The 19,741-nt window shown below is 36.7% G+C and carries 19 protein-coding genes and 3 pseudogenes; 7 read left to right on the forward strand and 15 right to left on the reverse strand.

Annotated features, from left to right (window positions below; all coding sequences use genetic code 11):
* The first annotated feature begins 362 nt into the window (after positions 1–362).
* Positions 363–1,592, forward strand: coding sequence for an IS110 family RNA-guided transposase (locus tag M5V91_RS18365; protein WP_009333976.1), 1,230 nt, complete (start codon positions 363–365; stop codon positions 1,590–1,592).
* A 598-nt stretch (positions 1,593–2,190) separates the two neighbouring features.
* Positions 2,191–2,349 carry an aspartyl-phosphate phosphatase Spo0E family protein gene (locus tag M5V91_RS18370; protein ID WP_251174101.1) on the forward strand — a complete coding sequence of 53 codons (159 nt, stop codon included), beginning with the start codon at positions 2,191–2,193 and terminating at the stop codon, positions 2,347–2,349.
* Between the two features lie 508 nt (positions 2,350–2,857).
* Here M5V91_RS18370 and M5V91_RS18375 read toward each other — a convergent pair.
* Positions 2,858–3,064, reverse strand: a complete 207-nt coding sequence (locus tag M5V91_RS18375) for a His/Gly/Thr/Pro-type tRNA ligase C-terminal domain-containing protein (protein ID WP_251174102.1) — start codon at positions 3,062–3,064, stop codon at positions 2,858–2,860.
* 626 nt (positions 3,065–3,690) lie between these two features.
* Here M5V91_RS18375 and M5V91_RS18380 point away from each other — a divergent pair.
* The gene (locus tag M5V91_RS18380; protein WP_009333976.1) at positions 3,691–4,920 is read left to right on the forward strand and encodes an IS110 family RNA-guided transposase; all 1,230 of its coding nucleotides are present in this window, start codon (positions 3,691–3,693) and stop codon (positions 4,918–4,920) included.
* A 206-nt stretch (positions 4,921–5,126) separates the two neighbouring features.
* On the opposite strand, the gene M5V91_RS18385 is transcribed toward M5V91_RS18380, so the two are convergent.
* Positions 5,127–5,627: a DinB family protein gene (locus M5V91_RS18385; RefSeq protein ID WP_251174103.1), complete on the reverse strand. Its 501-nt coding sequence runs from the start codon at positions 5,625–5,627 to the stop codon at positions 5,127–5,129.
* Positions 5,628–5,901: 274 nt separating this feature from the next.
* Between M5V91_RS18385 and M5V91_RS18390 the strand changes: the two genes are divergently transcribed.
* Positions 5,902–6,051, forward strand: coding sequence for a hypothetical protein (locus M5V91_RS18390; protein ID WP_166672469.1), 150 nt, complete (start codon positions 5,902–5,904; stop codon positions 6,049–6,051).
* A 403-nt stretch (positions 6,052–6,454) separates the two neighbouring features.
* Here M5V91_RS18390 and M5V91_RS18395 read toward each other — a convergent pair whose 3' ends face one another.
* The 3 genes and pseudogenes from M5V91_RS18395 to M5V91_RS18405 form a co-directional block, all read right to left on the reverse strand.
* The gene (locus M5V91_RS18395; RefSeq protein WP_009335265.1) at positions 6,455–6,844 is read right to left on the reverse strand and encodes a hypothetical protein; all 390 of its coding nucleotides are present in this window, start codon (positions 6,842–6,844) and stop codon (positions 6,455–6,457) included.
* 131 nt (positions 6,845–6,975) lie between these two features.
* Positions 6,976–7,814 (reverse strand): annotated as a pseudogene (locus M5V91_RS18400) (tyrosine-type recombinase/integrase).
* Positions 7,815–8,050: 236 nt separating this feature from the next.
* Positions 8,051–9,073: an alpha/beta fold hydrolase gene (locus tag M5V91_RS18405; RefSeq protein ID WP_009335267.1), complete on the reverse strand. Its 1,023-nt coding sequence runs from the start codon at positions 9,071–9,073 to the stop codon at positions 8,051–8,053.
* Positions 9,074–9,216: 143 nt separating this feature from the next.
* Between M5V91_RS18405 and M5V91_RS18410 the strand changes: the two genes are divergently transcribed.
* Positions 9,217–10,125: a LysR family transcriptional regulator gene (locus M5V91_RS18410; protein WP_034297479.1), complete on the forward strand. Its 909-nt coding sequence runs from the start codon at positions 9,217–9,219 to the stop codon at positions 10,123–10,125.
* A gap of 292 nt (positions 10,126–10,417) precedes the next feature.
* Here M5V91_RS18410 and M5V91_RS18415 read toward each other — a convergent pair whose 3' ends face one another.
* Entirely contained in the window at positions 10,418–10,573 is a 156-nt protein-coding gene (locus M5V91_RS18415) for a hypothetical protein (protein ID WP_009335269.1), read from the reverse strand.
* Positions 10,574–10,697: 124 nt separating this feature from the next.
* The gene (locus tag M5V91_RS18420) at positions 10,698–11,141 is read right to left on the reverse strand and encodes a hypothetical protein (protein ID WP_009335270.1); all 444 of its coding nucleotides are present in this window, start codon (positions 11,139–11,141) and stop codon (positions 10,698–10,700) included.
* Positions 11,142–11,642: 501 nt separating this feature from the next.
* On the opposite strand from M5V91_RS18420, the pseudogene M5V91_RS18425 reads away from it, so the two are divergent.
* A pseudogene (locus tag M5V91_RS18425) lies at positions 11,643–11,986 on the forward strand (PadR family transcriptional regulator).
* Positions 11,977–13,248, forward strand: a complete 1,272-nt coding sequence (locus tag M5V91_RS18430) for an FtsW/RodA/SpoVE family cell cycle protein (protein ID WP_251174104.1) — start codon at positions 11,977–11,979, stop codon at positions 13,246–13,248. The pseudogene M5V91_RS18425 and the gene M5V91_RS18430 overlap by 10 nt, the downstream one beginning before the upstream one ends.
* A 308-nt stretch (positions 13,249–13,556) precedes the next feature.
* Here the strand turns inward: M5V91_RS18430 and M5V91_RS18435 are convergent, their stop codons facing one another.
* From M5V91_RS18435 to M5V91_RS18470, 8 genes and pseudogenes are all read right to left on the reverse strand, one after another.
* The gene (locus M5V91_RS18435) at positions 13,557–13,802 is read right to left on the reverse strand and encodes a YciI family protein (RefSeq protein WP_232292533.1); all 246 of its coding nucleotides are present in this window, start codon (positions 13,800–13,802) and stop codon (positions 13,557–13,559) included.
* Positions 13,803–14,105: 303 nt separating this feature from the next.
* Positions 14,106–14,747, reverse strand: coding sequence for a uridine kinase family protein (locus tag M5V91_RS18440; protein WP_034297389.1), 642 nt, complete (start codon positions 14,745–14,747; stop codon positions 14,106–14,108).
* A gap of 186 nt (positions 14,748–14,933) precedes the next feature.
* Complete coding sequence (locus M5V91_RS18445) at positions 14,934–15,392, reverse strand: GNAT family N-acetyltransferase (RefSeq protein WP_009335275.1); 459 nt, start codon at positions 15,390–15,392, stop codon at positions 14,934–14,936.
* Between the two features lie 262 nt (positions 15,393–15,654).
* Complete coding sequence (locus M5V91_RS18450; protein WP_251174105.1) at positions 15,655–15,996, reverse strand: DUF3221 domain-containing protein; 342 nt, start codon at positions 15,994–15,996, stop codon at positions 15,655–15,657.
* A gap of 647 nt (positions 15,997–16,643) precedes the next feature.
* Positions 16,644–17,015, reverse strand: coding sequence for a VOC family protein (locus M5V91_RS18455; protein ID WP_009335277.1), 372 nt, complete (start codon positions 17,013–17,015; stop codon positions 16,644–16,646).
* A gap of 142 nt (positions 17,016–17,157) precedes the next feature.
* On the reverse strand, positions 17,158–17,526 hold the full coding sequence (locus tag M5V91_RS18460; protein WP_071157464.1) for a YunG family protein: 369 nt from the start codon (positions 17,524–17,526) through the stop codon (positions 17,158–17,160).
* 82 nt (positions 17,527–17,608) lie between these two features.
* Positions 17,609–18,342, reverse strand: a pseudogene (locus M5V91_RS18465) (SDR family NAD(P)-dependent oxidoreductase).
* A 130-nt stretch (positions 18,343–18,472) separates the two neighbouring features.
* Entirely contained in the window at positions 18,473–19,198 is a 726-nt protein-coding gene (locus tag M5V91_RS18470; protein WP_009335280.1) for an alpha/beta fold hydrolase, read from the reverse strand.
* Positions 19,199–19,741 lie beyond the last annotated feature (543 nt).

Genomic DNA, 19,741 nt, shown 5'->3' on the forward strand with positions numbered 1-19,741 from the left:
GTATATTATGTTTAACTCCTTAAATACCATTCTCTTTTTCATCTTTTCTATCAATATAAGGTGGTCTGTTTGGACGTCTCGAGATATTTCTAGATAATGGTCTTAGGATCATTTGGGACAATTCTTCCTGCCCCTGTAGCTTGACTACATCTAAAGACTGTTTCTCAGTGTACGTGCGGCACTTCATACTCGCAGGCTGAGCGCACTGCCTCTCGAACTCAGGTGACAAGCAGCCCTGAGGCGGCTTTCGATGCAGATGCAGTTCTGATACACGAGGTTGATGATCGGCGTCCATACTAGAGATATCTCGAGGCGTCCAAGGAAATACCCAATGATTCCACAATGAAAGGAGGGTAACCCCCATGCGATTATTTGTTGGTTTAGACGTAAGTTCGTTTGACATGAAAGGCTGTATCCTTGATCAGGAAGGATCAAAAGTGGATACCTTCACGGTATCAAATGACCTTCCAGGAGCCACAGTTTTGAAGGAACGAATCCTCGGCCTTGCGAAAGGACGTAAAGTTGAAAGCGTTAAGATCGGTTTGGAGTCCACTTCGGTCTATAGCTTCCATCCTTCTATGTTCCTTCATTATGATGAAGACCTTAAGGTCTTTGACACTCAAGTGTTCGTCATTAATCCGAAACAGATTGCCAACTTCAAGAAAAGCTATTCGGATATGAATAAGACGGATGAAATTGATGCATTCGTGATTGCCGATTATGTCCGATTCGGCCGTAACCAGATGTCCATTGTCAAGGAGAGCCAGTATGTCGCACTCCAACAGTTGACCCGTTCACGTTATCACTTGGTTAAGATGATGACAAAGGAGAAACAGCACTTTCTCCAACATCTGAATTTCAAGTGCAGCAACTTTTCCCATGAGGTGGACTCTTCCGCCTTCGGAAATGCGATGATGGACCTCTTCCTCGAAAGATACAGCCTGGAAGAACTGGCCCAGATGCCTTTAGATGAATTGGCTGCGTTCCTTCAGGAACACGGGAAGAATCGTTTCTCTGATCCCGATAAAGTAGCTACTTCCATCCAACGGGCAGTCCGCTCTTCCTACCGCTTAGATAAAGTGGTAGAAGACTCAATGGATCTCCTTTTAGGTACTTCCATTGAGCTGATCCGTTCCTTTCAGAAACAGATCAAGGAAATCGACAAAGCCATTACCCGTCTAATGACAGGCCTTTCCCAGACCTTGGAGACTATACCGGGCATCGGACCTGTATATGCCGCAGGCATTATTGCCGAAATCGGCCAGATTGAACGTTTTGAAGATGAAAGCAAGATTGCCAAATATGCAGGTCTATACTGGCGGAAACACCAGTCTGGCCGCTTTACAGCTGAAGACACTTCTCTTTCGCGACAAGGAAACGAATATCTGCGCTACTACCTCGTTGAAGCCGCCAACTCGGTTAGGAGACAGATTCCCGAATATCGCGAGTTTTACCAAAAGAAATGTCTTGAAGTTCCAAAACATCAACACAAACGTGCCCTCGTCCTAACAGCAAGAAAACTCGTGCGATTGGTGGATGCGCTGCTTCGCAAACGCCAAGTCTTTGCGCAAGAAAGGTGCGTGAAGATCTGACAAATATACTTTGTCAGCGCAAGCCTTCCTGATTTCCAGTAAATTACATTTATTTACTGGTGTAGTTCCTTACGGTCTTTTTTAGTCACAAGTAAATTGAAAACTAAACATCTTTAAACTTTTGGAGTTGACATATTACCGCAGGTCTTTTATGGAACAAGAAAAGATGCCTGTTTTGGCAGCTGTTCTGAAACATAAGCATCCTATAGTCTAAGTGCAATGTTTCACAAATCTAATTAGAAATAAAAAAGGGCTGACTCAAACAGCCTACTCTTGTCAAATCTCTATTAAATGCTTTAAGAATAGATTTAATCATCTCAACTCCGGGTCTATTGACAAAAATAGTAATCAAACCATATTTCTGTGGAACAATAATATAAGAGACAATAATTGTTAAACCAAAAATTAACCAACCAATATTATGTCATTTAAAGTAGGACTTGCCTATCCTTGCTCTGGATTTAACTATTTTACTGAATCTATCTTGTGTTTTTTAAGAATTTGTCGTTTCTAGGCAAGTTTTGTCGAAGCCATTCATAGTTCACCCTAAATCTGTAATAATAGTTCCTGGACTTTTATCATTTAAAGGAGCGAATTAATGTGTGATTTCTGCCGAGAGCTTAGCAAAAAGATTCAATTTCTTAGAAAAGCACTCGTTAAAACTGGTATCCAAAAAGGATTGAAACATCCTGAAACTATAAAACATAGTCAGATGTTGGACGAACTAATTTATAGGTTCCAATCCAAATGTAAGTAGTAATTCTGACTCTTTTTCCAAAATATAATTCATATTACCCTGCCTCTCTTAGAGGATTTTTTTATTTCTTAAAAATTTTGTCTCCATATTCTGACCCTTGCTCGCACCAGTAATAAGGTATGAACATATACTACAAAGCATGAATCGCTCAATTACCGCAGAGATGCGGTTTTTTTATTGGTATAAAATATTCTCCAGCTGGACAAACTAGCTGCACGAGCAAGACCAATCCTCCACATCCAAAAAGCTCCTTAGATTAGGTCCTTGCTCGCATACTGATGAGGTGAAAATATGTTTAACTGGATTGATCAATATACTTTTAAAAATGTATATTTCGTGACACTTGGAGTTCCAAGTATATTGTCAGCTTTTTGGCTCTTAGTAGTTGCTTGGACTTTTAGAGCTGAGAAAAAGGGAAATGAAGCTAATTGCTTATTTTGTTTATTCCTCATCTTCTTCGAGGGATTCAATAAACTCAGTACAGGCTACTTGAATTAGAATTTTTAAATCATTTAAACAGATATGATTCAATCCTTTCTTCACCTGATGACATATCTTTTATTTTGTATTGATTATTTTTCACCTCATTCTCTCCAATAATTATTACGTAAGGAATGTTCTCTTTGTTTGCTTTATCAAGAGCCTTGCCTAATTTTTTGTTGCTCATTTCATATTCGACTTTATAGCCTTTATTTCTTAAATAATTTGCTACCAACAAGGATTCTTTTTGAGTACCTAGTGGAACTATATAATAATCTATATTCGGATTCTCTCTTAATTCCTTCTCAGATGTAAATAGCCTTCCTATTTACGATTTTTATAAATCGAATAGAAAGGCTACAAGATATGATGATGTAATTGTGAGAACGATATAGTTATCTTCTTTATTGAACGCATATTTATCCAATCCTAATTTCCATTAAATGTATCATGCTGTAATTTAAATTTCAAGAATCTTTTTTCAACTAACCTGCCCCTCGTATATTATGTTTAACTCCTTAAATACCATTCTCTTTTTCATCTTTTCTATCAATATAAGGTGGTCTGTTTGGACGTCTCGAGATATTTCTAGATAATGGTCTTAGGATCATTTGGGACAATTCTTCCTGCCCCTGTAGCTTGACTACATCTAAAGACTGTTTCTCAGTGTACGTGCGGCACTTCATACTCGCAGGCTGAGCGCACTGCCTCTCGAACTCAGGTGACAAGCAGCCCTGAGGCGGCTTTCGATGCAGATGCAGTTCTGATACACGAGGTTGATGATCGGCGTCCATACTAGAGATATCTCGAGGCGTCCAAGGAAATACCCAATGATTCCACAATGAAAGGAGGGTAACCCCCATGCGATTATTTGTTGGTTTAGACGTAAGTTCGTTTGACATGAAAGGCTGTATCCTTGATCAGGAAGGATCAAAAGTGGATACCTTCACGGTATCAAATGACCTTCCAGGAGCCACAGTTTTGAAGGAACGAATCCTCGGCCTTGCGAAAGGACGTAAAGTTGAAAGCGTTAAGATCGGTTTGGAGTCCACTTCGGTCTATAGCTTCCATCCTTCTATGTTCCTTCATTATGATGAAGACCTTAAGGTCTTTGACACTCAAGTGTTCGTCATTAATCCGAAACAGATTGCCAACTTCAAGAAAAGCTATTCGGATATGAATAAGACGGATGAAATTGATGCATTCGTGATTGCCGATTATGTCCGATTCGGCCGTAACCAGATGTCCATTGTCAAGGAGAGCCAGTATGTCGCACTCCAACAGTTGACCCGTTCACGTTATCACTTGGTTAAGATGATGACAAAGGAGAAACAGCACTTTCTCCAACATCTGAATTTCAAGTGCAGCAACTTTTCCCATGAGGTGGACTCTTCCGCCTTCGGAAATGCGATGATGGACCTCTTCCTCGAAAGATACAGCCTGGAAGAACTGGCCCAGATGCCTTTAGATGAATTGGCTGCGTTCCTTCAGGAACACGGGAAGAATCGTTTCTCTGATCCCGATAAAGTAGCTACTTCCATCCAACGGGCAGTCCGCTCTTCCTACCGCTTAGATAAAGTGGTAGAAGACTCAATGGATCTCCTTTTAGGTACTTCCATTGAGCTGATCCGTTCCTTTCAGAAACAGATCAAGGAAATCGACAAAGCCATTACCCGTCTAATGACAGGCCTTTCCCAGACCTTGGAGACTATACCGGGCATCGGACCTGTATATGCCGCAGGCATTATTGCCGAAATCGGCCAGATTGAACGTTTTGAAGATGAAAGCAAGATTGCCAAATATGCAGGTCTATACTGGCGGAAACACCAGTCTGGCCGCTTTACAGCTGAAGACACTTCTCTTTCGCGACAAGGAAACGAATATCTGCGCTACTACCTCGTTGAAGCCGCCAACTCGGTTAGGAGACAGATTCCCGAATATCGCGAGTTTTACCAAAAGAAATGTCTTGAAGTTCCAAAACATCAACACAAACGTGCCCTCGTCCTAACAGCAAGAAAACTCGTGCGATTGGTGGATGCGCTGCTTCGCAAACGCCAAGTCTTTGCGCAAGAAAGGTGCGTGAAGATCTGACAAATATACTTTGTCAGCGCAAGCCTTCCTGATTTCCAGTAAATTACATTTATTTACTGGTGTAGTTCCTTACGGTCTTTTTTAGTCACAAGTAAATTGAAAACTAAACATCTTTAAACTTTTGGAGTTGACATATTACCGCAGGTCTTTAGTAGAATAAGAAAACAGGCTCGCCAAAACAATCATATCCTCAACTTACACACTCGTTACTTAACAAGCCTTTGTTCTAACTCTTCTTTTTGACGCAAGTGATGACGAAAATGCATACCAACCAAATCATACCATTCCCTTGCATTTAGCCATCCGAACCCTCCATGCTCGACTTTATAATTTGGATTTATATTGTCCACTTTCGATTCCCATTGACTTAACCTTAGAATTACTTGATCCATTCTGCTGATAAGATCGTCCTTGCCATCTGAATTATTAGGTGGAGTATTTAGTTCATCCGGTAATTTAATTTTAATTGGCGGAAACCCTCCAATCTTATATAAATGCTCACCAAACTCCGTTTTCCCAAGGGGCCGTTCATCATTTAAGGTGGAACATGTTACTATATTATCTAGATACTCATGGGCAACAAGGATTAAATGGTCATACATTTGCCCAATAGACCAAACTGTTTCTTCAGATTTATATCTTAGCTGTTCCAGCGAGTAATCTTGAAGCTCGTTTTTGTAGGTCTTAATTAGTTTAAGTTCGCTCAATTTATATCCTCCTTTATATTAATTAACTCAAATCTAAAAATTTTACATTTTTTTGTATATGTTACTAATTATTCAATTTTCGATTACAAATACCTTCTTCAACAAACCTGCCCTTTTGTTCAATAAGAACCTCTATAAAAAAGGCGTTAACCCTTGGATCAATATCCCTTTACATCCTTTAAAATTTTTTCTTTCAGTGAACATAAATTTAAGTTTCAATGAGTCAGTTTTTAGGTATAAGTATCTAAAACTTTAATCACTGGAGGCATCTCTTTTGGCGAACCAAGAAATAGTCATTTATCACGGAAAAGAATATATAATTGTGCATCAATACGATTCTGGCTACGTAGAAATCAGAAATCCAAAAAACAGGAGAATTGAACTGGTACACCAGTCGGAATTAACACGGCTAAAACAATCCTAATTCATAGTATAGTAATTGCTTATTTTTATAAAAGATTTATTCATAAATTTAAGGTGATCGGTTTAATAAATCGTCTATGAGGGTATCTGTAATCAGTTGTAAAGTTATTAATTTGTTGGAAAAAGATTCAGAAACAAGAGGGACTCATAAAGACACATTAAAAATTTATCTTTAACTTGCAGGAAAAAGACCGGTTCAACGGTCTTTTTCTTTTATTTTGACATTACAATTCAACCTGTTACTTATGTTCACCAACAAAATGTCATATTGTTTTGCAGCTTGTTCAACTTTCTATATCCCTCTTGTTGAACTAACCTGCCCCTTTAATTCAAAAAGGAATTCAACAAAAAAGGCGTTAATCCTCCCCTAGATCAACGCACCCGATAGGTTAATAAAAAGCCTCTCAAGATTTTTTGAAATTACCTGGGATTTTAACGAGAACATAATTTCCAGTCCACATTTGAGTGGTGGCAATTAATATCCTTCCGTCTTTTTCAAAGAACAGACCAGCACCATCTCTTTCTTTAAATTCCCATCCATTTGAACTAATCATTTGTTTTATATTTTCATCAGCAATCGAAACACCTTGGTTCTCACTACTTGTGATATACCAAATAGAATCGCCTTCTACTGCAATTTCTGCTATTTTACTTTCCGATTCTTTCAGTATATCAATCGCTTCTTTTGCAGACCTATCAGCTATCGGAAGAGAAGGGTAATGCAATTTATTTACAAATACGAACACTGCAATAACAGCTATAAATAAACCTAAAATCATTCCACCCTTTTTCAATTCATTACCTCCTTTCTAACAAGACGCTTATCACTTATCATAAGTTCCTAAGCATTTGAACTTACCTTTGGATTGGCTACTTCAACAAACTTGTCCCTTTAGTTCAATAAAAAATTCTGCATCAGCAGCACCTAAAAAAATTTCTTATATAATTCACGTCTCAAGTGTCCGCTCAGGTATGCATAGACTCTAGTGGTTTCGCTTTTTTCGTGTCCCATTAAATTTTGTATAACCTCTAATGGTGCCCCATTATTAATAAGTGTAGTTGCATAGCTATGTCTAAGTTGATGTGGGTGAATGCACTTATTTATTCCTGCTCTTTTGGAAATCTGTTTTATGACATATCTCATTTGTGCAATACTCATTCGATGTGGTGCTCGAATCGTAACAAACAAAGCTTGTTGATCATCAGCTCTTTCTTCTAGATATCTTTTTAACCAAATACTACATCGAGTATTAAAATACACTTCTCTTTCTTTTTTCCTTTTCCAAAAACGATAACGGATTGTTCTGCCATATTTATTGAGTGCTTATCTAAGTTGACAGCTTCTCCTATCCTACAGCCTGTTGAATACATAAATTCAAATAAAGCTTTCTCAAAAGTTGTTTTACATGCTTCACGAAATAACTCAATTTCCTCTTCCGTAAGAAACTTAGGAATTGTACTTTCTGGCTTAGGTTCTTTAATAGTAGATACCGGGTTAATCGAAACGTATTTCTCTTCTTGAGCCCATTTAAACAATGATTTTATAAAACGTATCCGATGACAGAGACTAGAAGCTTTTAACTCCGCAGCAACTTCTCCAAGATATAATTTAATGGATTCTGTTGTAATATCAGTGATTTTAATATCTCCAAAGTACTTGATTAATAAAGACATTTGCACTTTATATACCTTTAAGGTTTGAGAAGAATATCCCTGAATTTGTTTATCTGCTTTATAAAGATTCCAGGCTTCAGATACAAGCATAATGAACAACTCCCTGACCGTTCTATTATTAACATTATCCGCCTGAAAACTAAAAAATATACTAGTTTTATAGAATTTTATTAAGTATTTGCACCCGTTTGTTTAAGTGCATATGTTCACAAAGTTAGCGCTATTACTGCCCAGTATCGTTGTACTAAGCAATAGCCCTTGAGTAAAAGAAAGAGACGATTAATTCTAGGGTAACCGTCTCATAATAATAGTATATAAAAAACACTTTACCTGTTTTTTCGAAGTCCTAATAAGCGTTTTAAATTTTCATCAATAAATTTATTATCGGTTCTGTTAATTCCGCGACCAGCAAAATGACCCCAGACTGATTTGATAGGATGATATTCAGCATTAGGTACAAGATTAGCTTCATATTCGTTATTTTCTGCCGTACAGAAGAGATCAGTACTTCCTGGCATGATATAGGTAACCGCTTTAATGCTTTTGAGTGCCTCATCAAACGCTCCGTTATATGCTGCGTTTGCACTAATATCTGCATGTTGTCCCGTCCATAACATGGCTAGAACATTGTGTGGATCCATACTCATAAAGCTATTTTCCCAAACTCCAACCGCAAAATCTTCCAATTCCTCAAATCCCATTTCACGATAAAGTTCCTCTTTATAGAAGGTTTGCGATAATCCCCATCCTGCATAGACACGGCCCACTGCACGCATATCTTTAGAAGTCAACTGGTTTATTTTAGTAGATTCCGAGCCGACTGAGGCCATGAGTGCAGCCTTCAGTCCATCGAGAACCACATAGGTTTGCGGCCAAGTCTTTGCATTCCCGCAGAAAGAGGCAATTCGATCCACCATGTCAGGATAACTGGCCGCCCATTGGAAAGATTGAAGACCACCCATTGACCATCCAACTACAAGAGCGATTTTCTGAATGCCGAATTTTTCGGTCACAAGTCGATACTGCAACTGAACGTTGTCATAGATGGTTACATGCGGAAAATTAGCTTTTTCGAACGGTGCAGGAGTATTGCTTGGAGAAGAGGATAAACCGTTCCCTAATAGATTCGGAACGATAATGAAATATTTTTGTGGATCTAGTGCCATGCCGTCTCCAATCAACCATTCATTATTAACATGCTGGTCGCCAAAAGCGGTTGGATAAATGACAACATTATCTTTAGTTTCATTCAACTTCCCATAAGTCTTATAAGCAAGGAAAGCGCTTGGTAACGTCACTCCCGATTGTAAGGTTACATCACCTAAATTGAAAATCTCATAATTATCCATTGAGTTGTCACTCCTTTTTAAATGAAACACAAACACTTTAGAATGTATTTCTTGTATTTAGTATAAAGTCGTGTTACTTTCAATAAAAGTGAAGAGAATTAAAAGCAGCATTCAATAAAATTGAAAATTGAAGGGGGATTATGGTGGAATTGCGCCAGCTGAATACGTTCAACACGGTGGCAACAACATTAAATTTCAGTAGAGCTGCTGAAGCACTAAACTACGTACCCTCCAATGTTACGATGCAAATAAAAGCATTGGAGGAAGAACTAGATGTTCGTCTCTTTGATCGTTTGGGAAAGCAGCTTGTTCTCACAACTGCAGGTAAACGTTTTTTAACTCACGTCCAGGAGGTTCTAAACAAATTGGACGAAGCTCGGAGTGTCGTTCATGACAATGAAATTCTAAGTGGTACCTTAACGATTAGTGCTAACGAAGTTGTTTGCGCCTATCGACTTCCAGATATCTTTAAGCTTTTTCGTTCGCGGCATCCTGGTGTTCGTCTCATCTTTCGCTCGGTTCCAAATCAACAACTCAAACAAACACTCTTTGAGGGAACCTCGGATGTCACCTTTATACTCGACGAACCCATTCAATCAACGGGACTTGCAGTAGAGCCATTGACAGAAGAAATTTTTCGCTTTTTCGTTGCTCCAGATCATCCACTTGCTAAACAAACTGCATTACAGCTTGACGATTTTCACGGAGAGGTGTTCCTGATAAACGAAAAGGGTTGTCCCTATAGAACAATGTTTGACCGAACGTTTAAGAAAGGAGACATTGATAGTATTTCATCATTAGAGTTTCAGAGTGCAGAAGCCATTAAACAATGTGCAATCTCGGGAATCGGTATTGCCTTTCTTCCTAAAATAGTAACTGCAGTCGAAGTTGAACGTGGCGAACTTGTTGCTCTTCCTTGGCGATTTCAAAACTTGGATGTGTATACACATATGGCATGGCATAAAGACAAGTGGCTTTCACCGATTATATTATCTTTCATTGAAGCAGCAAGGGAGGTTCTAGCTCTAACGGAAGACAATATGTCAAAATAGTTTAAACCATTTTGACATATTGTCTTAAATCCTTACATAAAGCTATTGGACGACGCAGTTAACAACTATATAAAATCTACCACCCAAATAATACAATGGCTTTACTATAAAATACACTCTTAAATTCATGAAACAAATTATTGCGCAGTAAGAGTCTACTCCGTTACAAGAATTGCCGAATCCTTATTCCATAAACCTGCCCCATTGTTTAATAAAGAGCATACAAAGTCCTTTACTTTAATAAAAAAAGCATCCATCTGTAAAGGATGCCAATTTTCAGTCCATTTTGTTTTTAAGACCTAGCAATCTGTTCTGCTGTTTTGTTCATATCTTTTTGTTCAATCACATAGACTAGCTCTTCAATAATATCGTTTAATCTCATCTGACTAGTATCTTTATTTAAAATGATTGAAGTTTTGTATAGCAACCTTTTCTCTTGTTCAGTCATTCATATTCCTCATCTCTACCTGGTCTTACTCTTCAGTATACCCTCGCTTCATATTAATATACTTATAGTTTCGAAGTTGAATTTTTTGACATATTGATGAAGTGTAAACTTTGCTATAGCCATTTTACTTTTTCGAACTATCCTCTAAACGTAAAATATTATTAGACGAGTTAAACGAAAAGTCTTCCTTATTAGTTTTAAATAGATCTTCAGCTTTCAAGTCCTTAGTCTTGTTCTCTACATCCTTTTGAACAGACTGTTTAAACTCATTAAACTGTCGCTCTAAATCCTCCATTTTACGAGCATAAGACTCAGCTTCTTTTTTATAGAATTCTGCCTCTTGCGCATACTTTTTCTTCTCATCTGGATCACTAGAACTTTCTGCCTTGCTGTAAGCCTCTTCTGCTTGCTTTGCTTTTTCCTTTCCTAAGTTACTTAACCAATTTTTTATAAATCCAAAGGCTTTGGAAAAAATAAGTTCAGCCAATTCTCTCCCATATTTAACTAGTAACTTTAGAACCTCTGGCCAAATTTTTTCAATAAAGAATTTAACTATCACTTTCCACATAGTAAAATATACCTCCTCGTATGCCTATATCCATTATATTACAGATTTTTGGGTATACAATATAATTTCCTGTTTAATGCACACGTTAATTTAACCGCTGTTTCACCGCAGTTACCTCTTATGAAGAGCCCCAATAGTTCTCTTATTCAACAAACCTGCCCCTTTTGTTTAATAAGAAAAAGCTGCCTGGTACGGCAGCTGGATCTTAAAGTAATGCACCCTATTGTTGAATAAGCAATGTTTACTTCATAATCATAAAAAGCATATCTGATAGGAATTCTTATTGTTTGTTATACCTTTCTTTACTGAGACCACATTCGACTATTAAAAGTAACTTGTAATATGAAAAGAATGTGCTCCAACAATTACTTAAAGAATCTTTGTTATATAAATCAAGCCGTTTTTCTTTATAGATATATTGACAGGAATTAATTTATATCATAAATTATACATATAAAAACTATGCATAGATTTACTATGCATTCGGAAGGTGGACTGTTTATGAAGATAAGCAAAGAATTGCTAAAGGGTAGTACCACTACTCTTATTTTGAGTTTGCTTAATTCTAAACCAATGTACGGCTATGAAATTATCAAAGAACTGGAATCGAAGTCTAATGGAATTTTTAGTTTTAAGGAAGGCACGATCTATCCCATCCTTCACAGCCTTGAGGAAAAAGAATTAATTGTATCTTACTGGGGCGAAGGGAACGGAAAGAGAAAGAGGAAATATTACAAGATTAATAACCAGGGCAAAGAATTTATTCAAGAAAAAAAGAAGAATGGTCCGTTTTCAAGAATGCTGTTGACGAAGTTTTAAGTGGGGAGAAAATCGTATGGGATTAGATAATAAGTTTGAAATTTATATTAGAGATTTGTGTAAACGGATAAAAAATAAGGATGTACATGCCCATATAAAACTGGAAATTAACGATCACCTTCATACGCTCAAAGAGGAGGCCATGAGTACAGGACTTTCAGAAGAAGAGGCTATAGATCAAGCATTGGCACGTATGGGAGATGCAGTAGTTTTGGGAAAGCAGCTTAACAAAACACACAAAGCCCCTATGGATGTGAAAACCTTGTTGCCAGTGCTGACAGCTTCTCTATTTGGGCTACTGGTTATGTATTATTTGCAATTCCATTCGGCTTTTACAGAGCTTCAAGAACTGAAAGTTTTCAATAAAAGTCTTAGCTTCTACTCGTTGGGTGTCGTGCTCATGCTAAGCCTATTTATGTTTGATTACAGGAGATTGATGAAATACTCCAAGCACTTCTATGCGGCAACAATCCTCATACTTTTATTGACCGTTCTCATTGGTGTTAGAGTCGATGATGTGCCATTTTTAAATGTAGGCTTTGCCACTATTAATTTCACCGAAATCACTCCATTCCTTTTGGTCATTGCCTTTGCTGGAATGTTTCATTCCTGGGATTGGAATGATAATCGAAAGTCTTGGTTTGGATTAGGTATTATGTCAATACCAATTTTACTAATGGCGACTACAGGAGCCTTCGCAGCTACTATTATTAGCATCATTGTATGCGCTGTAATCATGCATACGTCAAGGTCCAGCCTTAAACAAACTATAACATTCGCAGTTGTTGCTTCTATATGGCCCATCTGGAATCTGCTGTCTCTTTCTCAGAGATACTCCATGGTAAACTCCTATACAGATCTTAAAATAGGTGAGGCTTATTTTATAGGAAGTGCCCTTCAGGTGACCCCAAGTTTCATTTCTGAGGTCCATACAGATTTTATCTTGGCGTACATCATCTATTCGTTTGGGTGGCTAGCCGCAATCACGGCTTTAGCTCTGGTTATATTTTTTATTTGTAGAATATCGATTACCGCCAAAAGTGTGAATCCCCCTTATGGTAAATTGCTAATTACAGGATTGGCAGCAGTCTTTTCAGCTCAGTTTATACTAAGCCTACTGATGAATCTCGGTTTATCTCCACTGAGTGGTGTACCCGTACCATTCATGAGTTATGGAGGTTCACATTTATTGCTGGAGATGATATCCGCAGGACTGATTCTAAGCGTATATAGAAGACGAAAAACCAAGGAGACAGTTTCCTTGACTCACGGTCCGCAAAGTAATTAAAAGCAACCCATAATGGATTCAATGCTGCAAGAAGCCATTACTAAAAATCTCAGACTATTTGCCAGTCTGAGATTTTTTAATGGATTATTTTATTAGTGATAAAAAAGTGCCAGATCCTTTATACTCAAACTGTTCTTACCGATGCGGTCTTTAATTACCTCTTACACGAACTGCTACATCTTTTAATAAATTCATTATAAAATGTGTTTATCCTTCTTGAATTAACGCACCTTTTAGTTGAATAAGGTAAATGCGACTAATAGCTATTGAGTTTTACACCTGATACTAGAAGAAAAATGACTTGACCATTATTCTCTCTTCTCGAAGTAGTGGATAGGGCGGATTTCAATCCTCCAGTTAAACTGCTCACCTGCATCCAATTGTGTGGTCGGATGTAAGGAGACCACCCTAATTGCATCCTTAATATCAAGTGCCTCTATGATGAACACACTGCCTATCATCTCATTTGTTTTGTCAAAAGGACCCTCAGTAACCTCAACCTTCCCGTTCATCCGCTTCAAGCATTTTACTTCTAAGTCAACACCAACATCCATAATTACTTGACCGCTCTTGTAAAGTTCCTTTAGGTGGGTTGACATTCGCTCAGGACAGTTTCGATCTCCGCCTTGGGGCTGGCATCCATTTTCTCTGGGTTGAAGTAACCCAAACACAAGTATTTCATTTTAACTTCTCCTTTTTATAGAAGCAGTTTTTGACTCTAATGGTATTCTTTACTATTGAGTAAAATTCGACTAGTCTTTATAAAACCCTTCTTGAACTATCCTGCCCCTTTAGTTTAAAAGGGATTTAATATAAAATGCACCAATCCTTCTTATGGATATCAACGCACCGCTCTTTTAATAAAATGTATTTTTCTCGACAAAAATTGTTTCCTTGGTACTTTTAATAATAATGTCGAAATGCTTACTGTATGGATGCATAAATACTTCGTACTGAATACGTCGCTCATTGTGAGATTGATTTAAATAATCAATGTCTGTTCCTCTTTCCTCTATATCTCGACCCAATCGTCTTTCAAGTTCTGTATCGCCATCAGTATAAAAATAAATTAGTAAATCAAATAGCTTAGGATTAGCAAAAGCAACACTCATACCTTCTATAATGGTTAATTTATTTTGTGAAGAGAGTATTTTACTTTTTAAATAATGTGTATCAATCGTACGTAAATTCATATTTTCCTTTAGCATCAGTACATCTCTTTCTAAGGAAGGTACATGATGTGCCGCGGGATGGCATGCTGTCATTTTAAAATGATGTATTGTTTCTTTATATTTATAGTTAATTACTGCGAATTTCCGAATTGATGAACTCACTATGTATGGGTCCGTATTAAGATAGTTTACATCGTACTTTAACTCTTCCATTAATTTATGTGCAAAAGTCGTTTTTCCAGCAGCTCCATGGCCAGAAATTCCAATAATCAGCTTCTTCTCCGAGTTCTCGATCCAGTGTTTGATTTCTTGAATTAATTTAATCATCATTAACTCTCATTTCTCTATTTTATTTATGTCCATTTGAAGAGAGCGTCTTCTTCATCTCGCAAATACGCCCCCTTTCCTGTTCCACAAACCTGCCCCGTTAGTTTAAAAAGAAAAGCTGCCCGGATTGGCAGCTGGTATTAAGGTCAGATTTCTGAAGGTAAAATTCTTTGGCACTACATTGCATTAAATCTCTTTTACCATTTTTAGAACTTCCGTTTCGTAGTTTAAATGCTTATAGAAATTTACCGCACGATCATTCTTGGCAAAGACATTCAGGATGATTTGATGGTACCCTTTTTGATGAGCCCATTCTTCTGCCTTCTCCATAAGTCTCTTACCGACCCCCTTGCCTTCACCTTTAGATGAAACTGCAATGGCTACAATATTTCCTTGTTCTATACCACTTAGAAAATCTTTATGTGGCTTTACTTCTATGAAACCTAATAATTCACCTGTCTCTTCCTCTGCCACAAAGATCTCTGTACCAGGGGCAGGATCGTTTAGTGATTCTTTAGCTATTTTTAATTGTGCCTCTTCCATTTTTTCAGGATCACGCCAGCCCATTAGGTTGGATTCAGCAAATCGTGTTGAAAGACTTACAAGAAAATCTTTATCTGTCTCTTTATATGGTCTGATATTCATAGTATTCCCCTTTTATTATTGAAGTTTTTAACCGTCAAGGTTAATAATTCTTCTCTCTATAAAACAATCCCTTTTTTCACTAACCCGCTCGTTAGTCGAATAAGAAAAAGCGATCCTCCATTATTGAAGAATCGCACCGTTAGCTGAAGAACAATTCCTTTTAGGGATAATGTAAATGATTCGACCCTGTTCCCAGAAATCCTTTCTTAACTAAACTGCCCCTTTAGTTAAACAAGAAATCATTCTTTAACCACTTTCCCTATTATTTCTTCTCGACTTTAAGAACCTTTATTTTGGCAGGATGTGATTCCAATACTTCACCGAACCAAACCTTCATTTTTTGACCGTCTTTATACGGGGAAAAAGAAAATGGAACACTATCTAATTTATAAATTCCTCCATAGCTTCGGATGAATTCTTGATTTGATTGTTCCTTAGCAGTTTTAACATCAAAGTCCTCATCTGTAATCAAATACCATACTCCTTCTTTATTTAGGATATATCCTTCTACTGTCATTTTTTCATTTGCACCGATTTTATTAACGAGGTCACCAAGGATAATAATTGCAAATAGAATTACCAAAAGTATCACTAGTTTTTTCATAGCTAACCCATTTATTCACTCCCTTGATTTCAATTATATGAGTATTTCAACTCCTATCCTTAGATTCCTCTTTTACTAAACTGCCCCTTTAGTTTAATACTTCATCTTCATAACACCTTATTATAAAGGGGACCTTCAGTTCTGAAATTGGTTCAAAAGCCACGTTGCATTGTCCTTCGAAATATACGGCAATGTCTAAATAATTGCTTCTGCACCACATTGTATTATGGTACTTATACCCGCACCAACTTTTTTCACAATCCACTTCAAGCCTGCTTCTCCGTCATCACTACTAGACAAACTTTTCGCTGGACAAAAAATTGCACACTCAAAATCTTTTCAAGATAGTATCCAACCTGTTTTCTTGTCTAATAATGCAGGTGAGAAAATTTCCCCATGCATTACAAATTTATACGTCCATTCGAATTGTCATTTATTTTCCCCAAAGTATAATTCTGAGGTTAAAAATTCTATATTAGTTGAAGTAATCCTTTTTCAACTAAATGCCCCGTTTGTTTAAAAAGAAAGGCTTTGTTAAATAGTATTGTTGTTTTTCAGGCAAAAAATATGGGAACGTCTGATTTGGACGTTCCCGTTCATATTCCGTTAAAGGACCCGTTAATGAAATAAGGTAATTTATTGTAATCTTACCAATGTACTTGAAGTTTATTACCATTTGGGTCATAAAAGTGGAAAAAGGCATGACCATTATCTTCTTTTATATCCTCGACCTTAACTTGATTATCAATTAAGTGTTGATGAAATTTAGATAATTCTGGACTTGTAAAGCCAATGCTAAATTCTTGTTCATTATCAATTGTAAAATGTGCAAATGTTTCATCTTCGGTAGGAACTAAGATAAGTAAGAAAGGTCCTTCATTTACTTTTAAAATTGCAAGTTCCTCAGTATTGTTTAGTAACTGGAGCCCTAATATATCTCTATACCATTGTGCAGACAGTTCTAAATCTTTTACGGGAATTCTAATATAATGTACTTGATCAATAAATGATTTACCCATAGCCTTCTCTCCTTTATTTAATCCGGTAAATCAAATAGTTCCCTTTCTATATACCTTTTTCCTTCCGCTTATTGAATTAACCTGCCCCTTTACTTGAATAAGAAAAAGCCACCTTACTTGGCAGCTGTTCTTGAAATAAAACTCACCATGAGATGAATAAAGTATCTAAATTGATTAAAACATTCTGTTTTAGATAATTATACTGTTTATCATTAGTATCTTTATATGCTTCTTCTCTATTTGAAGGAATATCCATATATAAGATGTCTTCTATAAATTGAGAAGCTGTAAAGTCGTGTCGTCTTCCATTAATCATATTATAAAAATGCCATCCATCAGGTAATTTAGTTTTCTTTATTTCTCCACCTAATAGATCATTTACTACTAATGTGGTTACACCACATTGCCCCTTTGCAGGATTATACTTACTCCATTTTGAACTTGATTCTAAAGACCAAGATTTAGACAAAGCATTCATTATTTGTTCTATTTTAAACGTGTTATTCTCCATAAAAGTCCCTTCTCTTACATCTAAATACTTATCTTAATTCTAATTAACCAGACCTGCCCCGTTAGTATAACAAGAACCAGAACTACCGTAGATAACCTCCATTATTAATATCGAACGTTGCGCCTGTATAATGTTTGGCATTATCTGATAATAAGAAGATAACAGTATCAGCCACATCTTCAGGCAGGACAGGCGTGTCGATGAGTTGATGACCTAAATACTCCTCTTTTCTCCAATTAGGTATCATACCCATCATTGGCGTATTAACCATCGTAGGAGCAACAGCATTAACCCGGATGTATGGTGAGAAATTCATGGCACAGCTTTTAGTTAAACCTAGTATAGCAGCTTTTGATGACCCATAAATTGCATCTGAGCTGCCCTCCATGCCTGACACTGAAGACATATTTATGATGACTCCCTTACGATGGCTTTGGAACAATTTTTTGCCGAACATTTGTGAGAAATAAATAAATCCCTTAACGTTTATATCTAAGACTTTATCAATTTCATCTACTTGATAATCCAATATATTTTGCGCCAAATAAATCCCGCATTATTAACTAAACCATCTACATCAGAGTGTTCTGCTTCAACATATACAAAAAATTTAGCGACCTCTTCATAGTTACTTACATCTAATTGATATGTATGTAGATCAGAGCGATCATCCATTGACCGTTTCATGCCATATAAGGAATGTTCATTAATATCGCATGCAATAACTGAAGCACCCTCATGTAGGCATTGCTTGACAACTTCTTTTCCTATCCCAGAGGCCGCACCTGTTACGATTATTTTTCTATTTTTGAGCACTTATCAAAACTCCTCACTCTATTTATTACTCCAATTAACTAAGTTTTATCAAGAGCGTTACTCTTTTACCTTATTGTACTAACCTCCCCTTTTGTTAATTAAGAAAAAAGCCGCCTGATCAGCAGCTGAACTAATTATTCTCAATTAACTTTTTTATCGCACAGACTACCACTTCCGGTTCATCATTTTGTATATAGTGAGCACTGTTTTCAGCAATTACCAATTCTCCATCAGAGGATATTTCAAGAATTTCTTTCTGCATTTCATTCCATAAATTTTGCGATTCCACAGAATAATGAGCTTTCTTACCCGCTGAAAGAACAATTAATGGTACATTTAATTTTTGTCTAGTGTCTTTCAACTGCTTTAGGCTTTCCATAAATTCATCATAATTTCCTTCGTAAACGAATTGCTTGTTATATGCTTGTTGAAAATCTTGTGACATAGTAGGGAGAAATCGTTCTCTGTAATCTTCGGGAGTAGAGTCAATCAAGACTAGTCCACAAACTTCATTTGGATATTCTGTAGCAAACATCCGCATATTTACTCCACCAAATGAATGACCTGCTAATATGTAGGGAGGTTTAATCTTGGCTTCACTAAGCAGTTCCTTTAATTCTTTTACCATTTCACGGCTGGTTCTGGGATTAGAACTTGATTCACTTTTCCCAAGTCCAGCTCTATCATAAATTAGTACACTAGAGAGCATTGAAATCTCCCTTAATACTGAATTCCAGGCCTTAGAAAAGTCTCCATATCCAGCATCCATTATGACTGTTGGCTTTCCTTTATTTTCTCCCACCAATTTAGCATATAGTTTACATTTACTTATATGTATAAACATCTCCTTATCCATTGGTTCATTCCTCTCGTTTTGCCAACTATCCTTAGTTAAAATTTAACATTATTAAAAACTCTTATTCAAAAAACCTGCCCCGTTTGTTCAATTAAAAAAAGTCGCCAATTGGCAGCTGAATCTTAAAAGTAAGGCAACCGTTTGTTTAAGTACATTAATTCACAAACTCAAAAATATTTTCAGTTATTAAAGGAATACTAATTGATTGCCACTTTGCCAAATAAGTAACTAGATAATGAAGAAACCTCGCTAACTTTACTTTCTAACAGTATATTATGTTCTAATCAGAAGGAAATTCAATAAAAAATATATCGTGTCACTCGAAAACTTCTAATTCATCGAATAAACAGTAATATCTACCGTAACATAACAAAATCAAATTAAGTATTCCTCTAATTTACTGGTTACTGAACTATTAAGTGAAATGACATCTATATCTTCAGTGAGTAGCTTTAAGCAATTATTAAAGTTGTTATAATTACAATAGAATTCCTCATTCTTGGCGTCTTTTGCAAATGGATTGTCGTTCCTTGCTAATTACAG

Origin of the sequence: Cytobacillus pseudoceanisediminis (assembly GCF_023516215.1) — a bacterium.
In the GTDB taxonomy this organism is placed as follows: Bacteria; Bacillota; Bacilli; order Bacillales; family Cytobacillaceae; genus Cytobacillus; species Cytobacillus pseudoceanisediminis.

Bases quoted from the DNA above. Each gene is read 5' to 3' on its own strand.
- M5V91_RS18365 (WP_009333976.1), top strand. From the start codon at position 363: ATGCGATTATTTGTTGGTTTAGACGTAAGTTCGTTTGACATGAAAGGC.
- M5V91_RS18370 (WP_251174101.1), top strand. From the start codon at position 2,191: ATGTGTGATTTCTGCCGAGAGCTTAGCAAAAAGATTCAATTTCTTAGA.
- M5V91_RS18380 (WP_009333976.1), top strand. From the start codon at position 3,691: ATGCGATTATTTGTTGGTTTAGACGTAAGTTCGTTTGACATGAAAGGC.
- M5V91_RS18405 (WP_009335267.1), bottom strand. From the start codon at position 9,073: ATGGATAATTATGAGATTTTCAATTTAGGTGATGTAACCTTACAATCG.
- M5V91_RS18415 (WP_009335269.1), bottom strand. From the start codon at position 10,573: ATGACTGAACAAGAGAAAAGGTTGCTATACAAAACTTCAATCATTTTA.
- M5V91_RS18420 (WP_009335270.1), bottom strand. From the start codon at position 11,141: ATGTGGAAAGTGATAGTTAAATTCTTTATTGAAAAAATTTGGCCAGAG.
- M5V91_RS18430 (WP_251174104.1), top strand. From the start codon at position 11,977: ATGGGATTAGATAATAAGTTTGAAATTTATATTAGAGATTTGTGTAAA.
- M5V91_RS18435 (WP_232292533.1), bottom strand. From the start codon at position 13,802: ATGGATGTTGGTGTTGACTTAGAAGTAAAATGCTTGAAGCGGATGAAC.
- M5V91_RS18440 (WP_034297389.1), bottom strand. From the start codon at position 14,747: ATGATTAAATTAATTCAAGAAATCAAACACTGGATCGAGAACTCGGAG.
- M5V91_RS18445 (WP_009335275.1), bottom strand. From the start codon at position 15,392: ATGAATATCAGACCATATAAAGAGACAGATAAAGATTTTCTTGTAAGT.
- M5V91_RS18450 (WP_251174105.1), bottom strand. From the start codon at position 15,996: ATGAAAAAACTAGTGATACTTTTGGTAATTCTATTTGCAATTATTATC.
- M5V91_RS18455 (WP_009335277.1), bottom strand. From the start codon at position 17,015: ATGGGTAAATCATTTATTGATCAAGTACATTATATTAGAATTCCCGTA.
- M5V91_RS18460 (WP_071157464.1), bottom strand. From the start codon at position 17,526: ATGGAGAATAACACGTTTAAAATAGAACAAATAATGAATGCTTTGTCT.
- M5V91_RS18470 (WP_009335280.1), bottom strand. From the start codon at position 19,198: ATGGATAAGGAGATGTTTATACATATAAGTAAATGTAAACTATATGCT.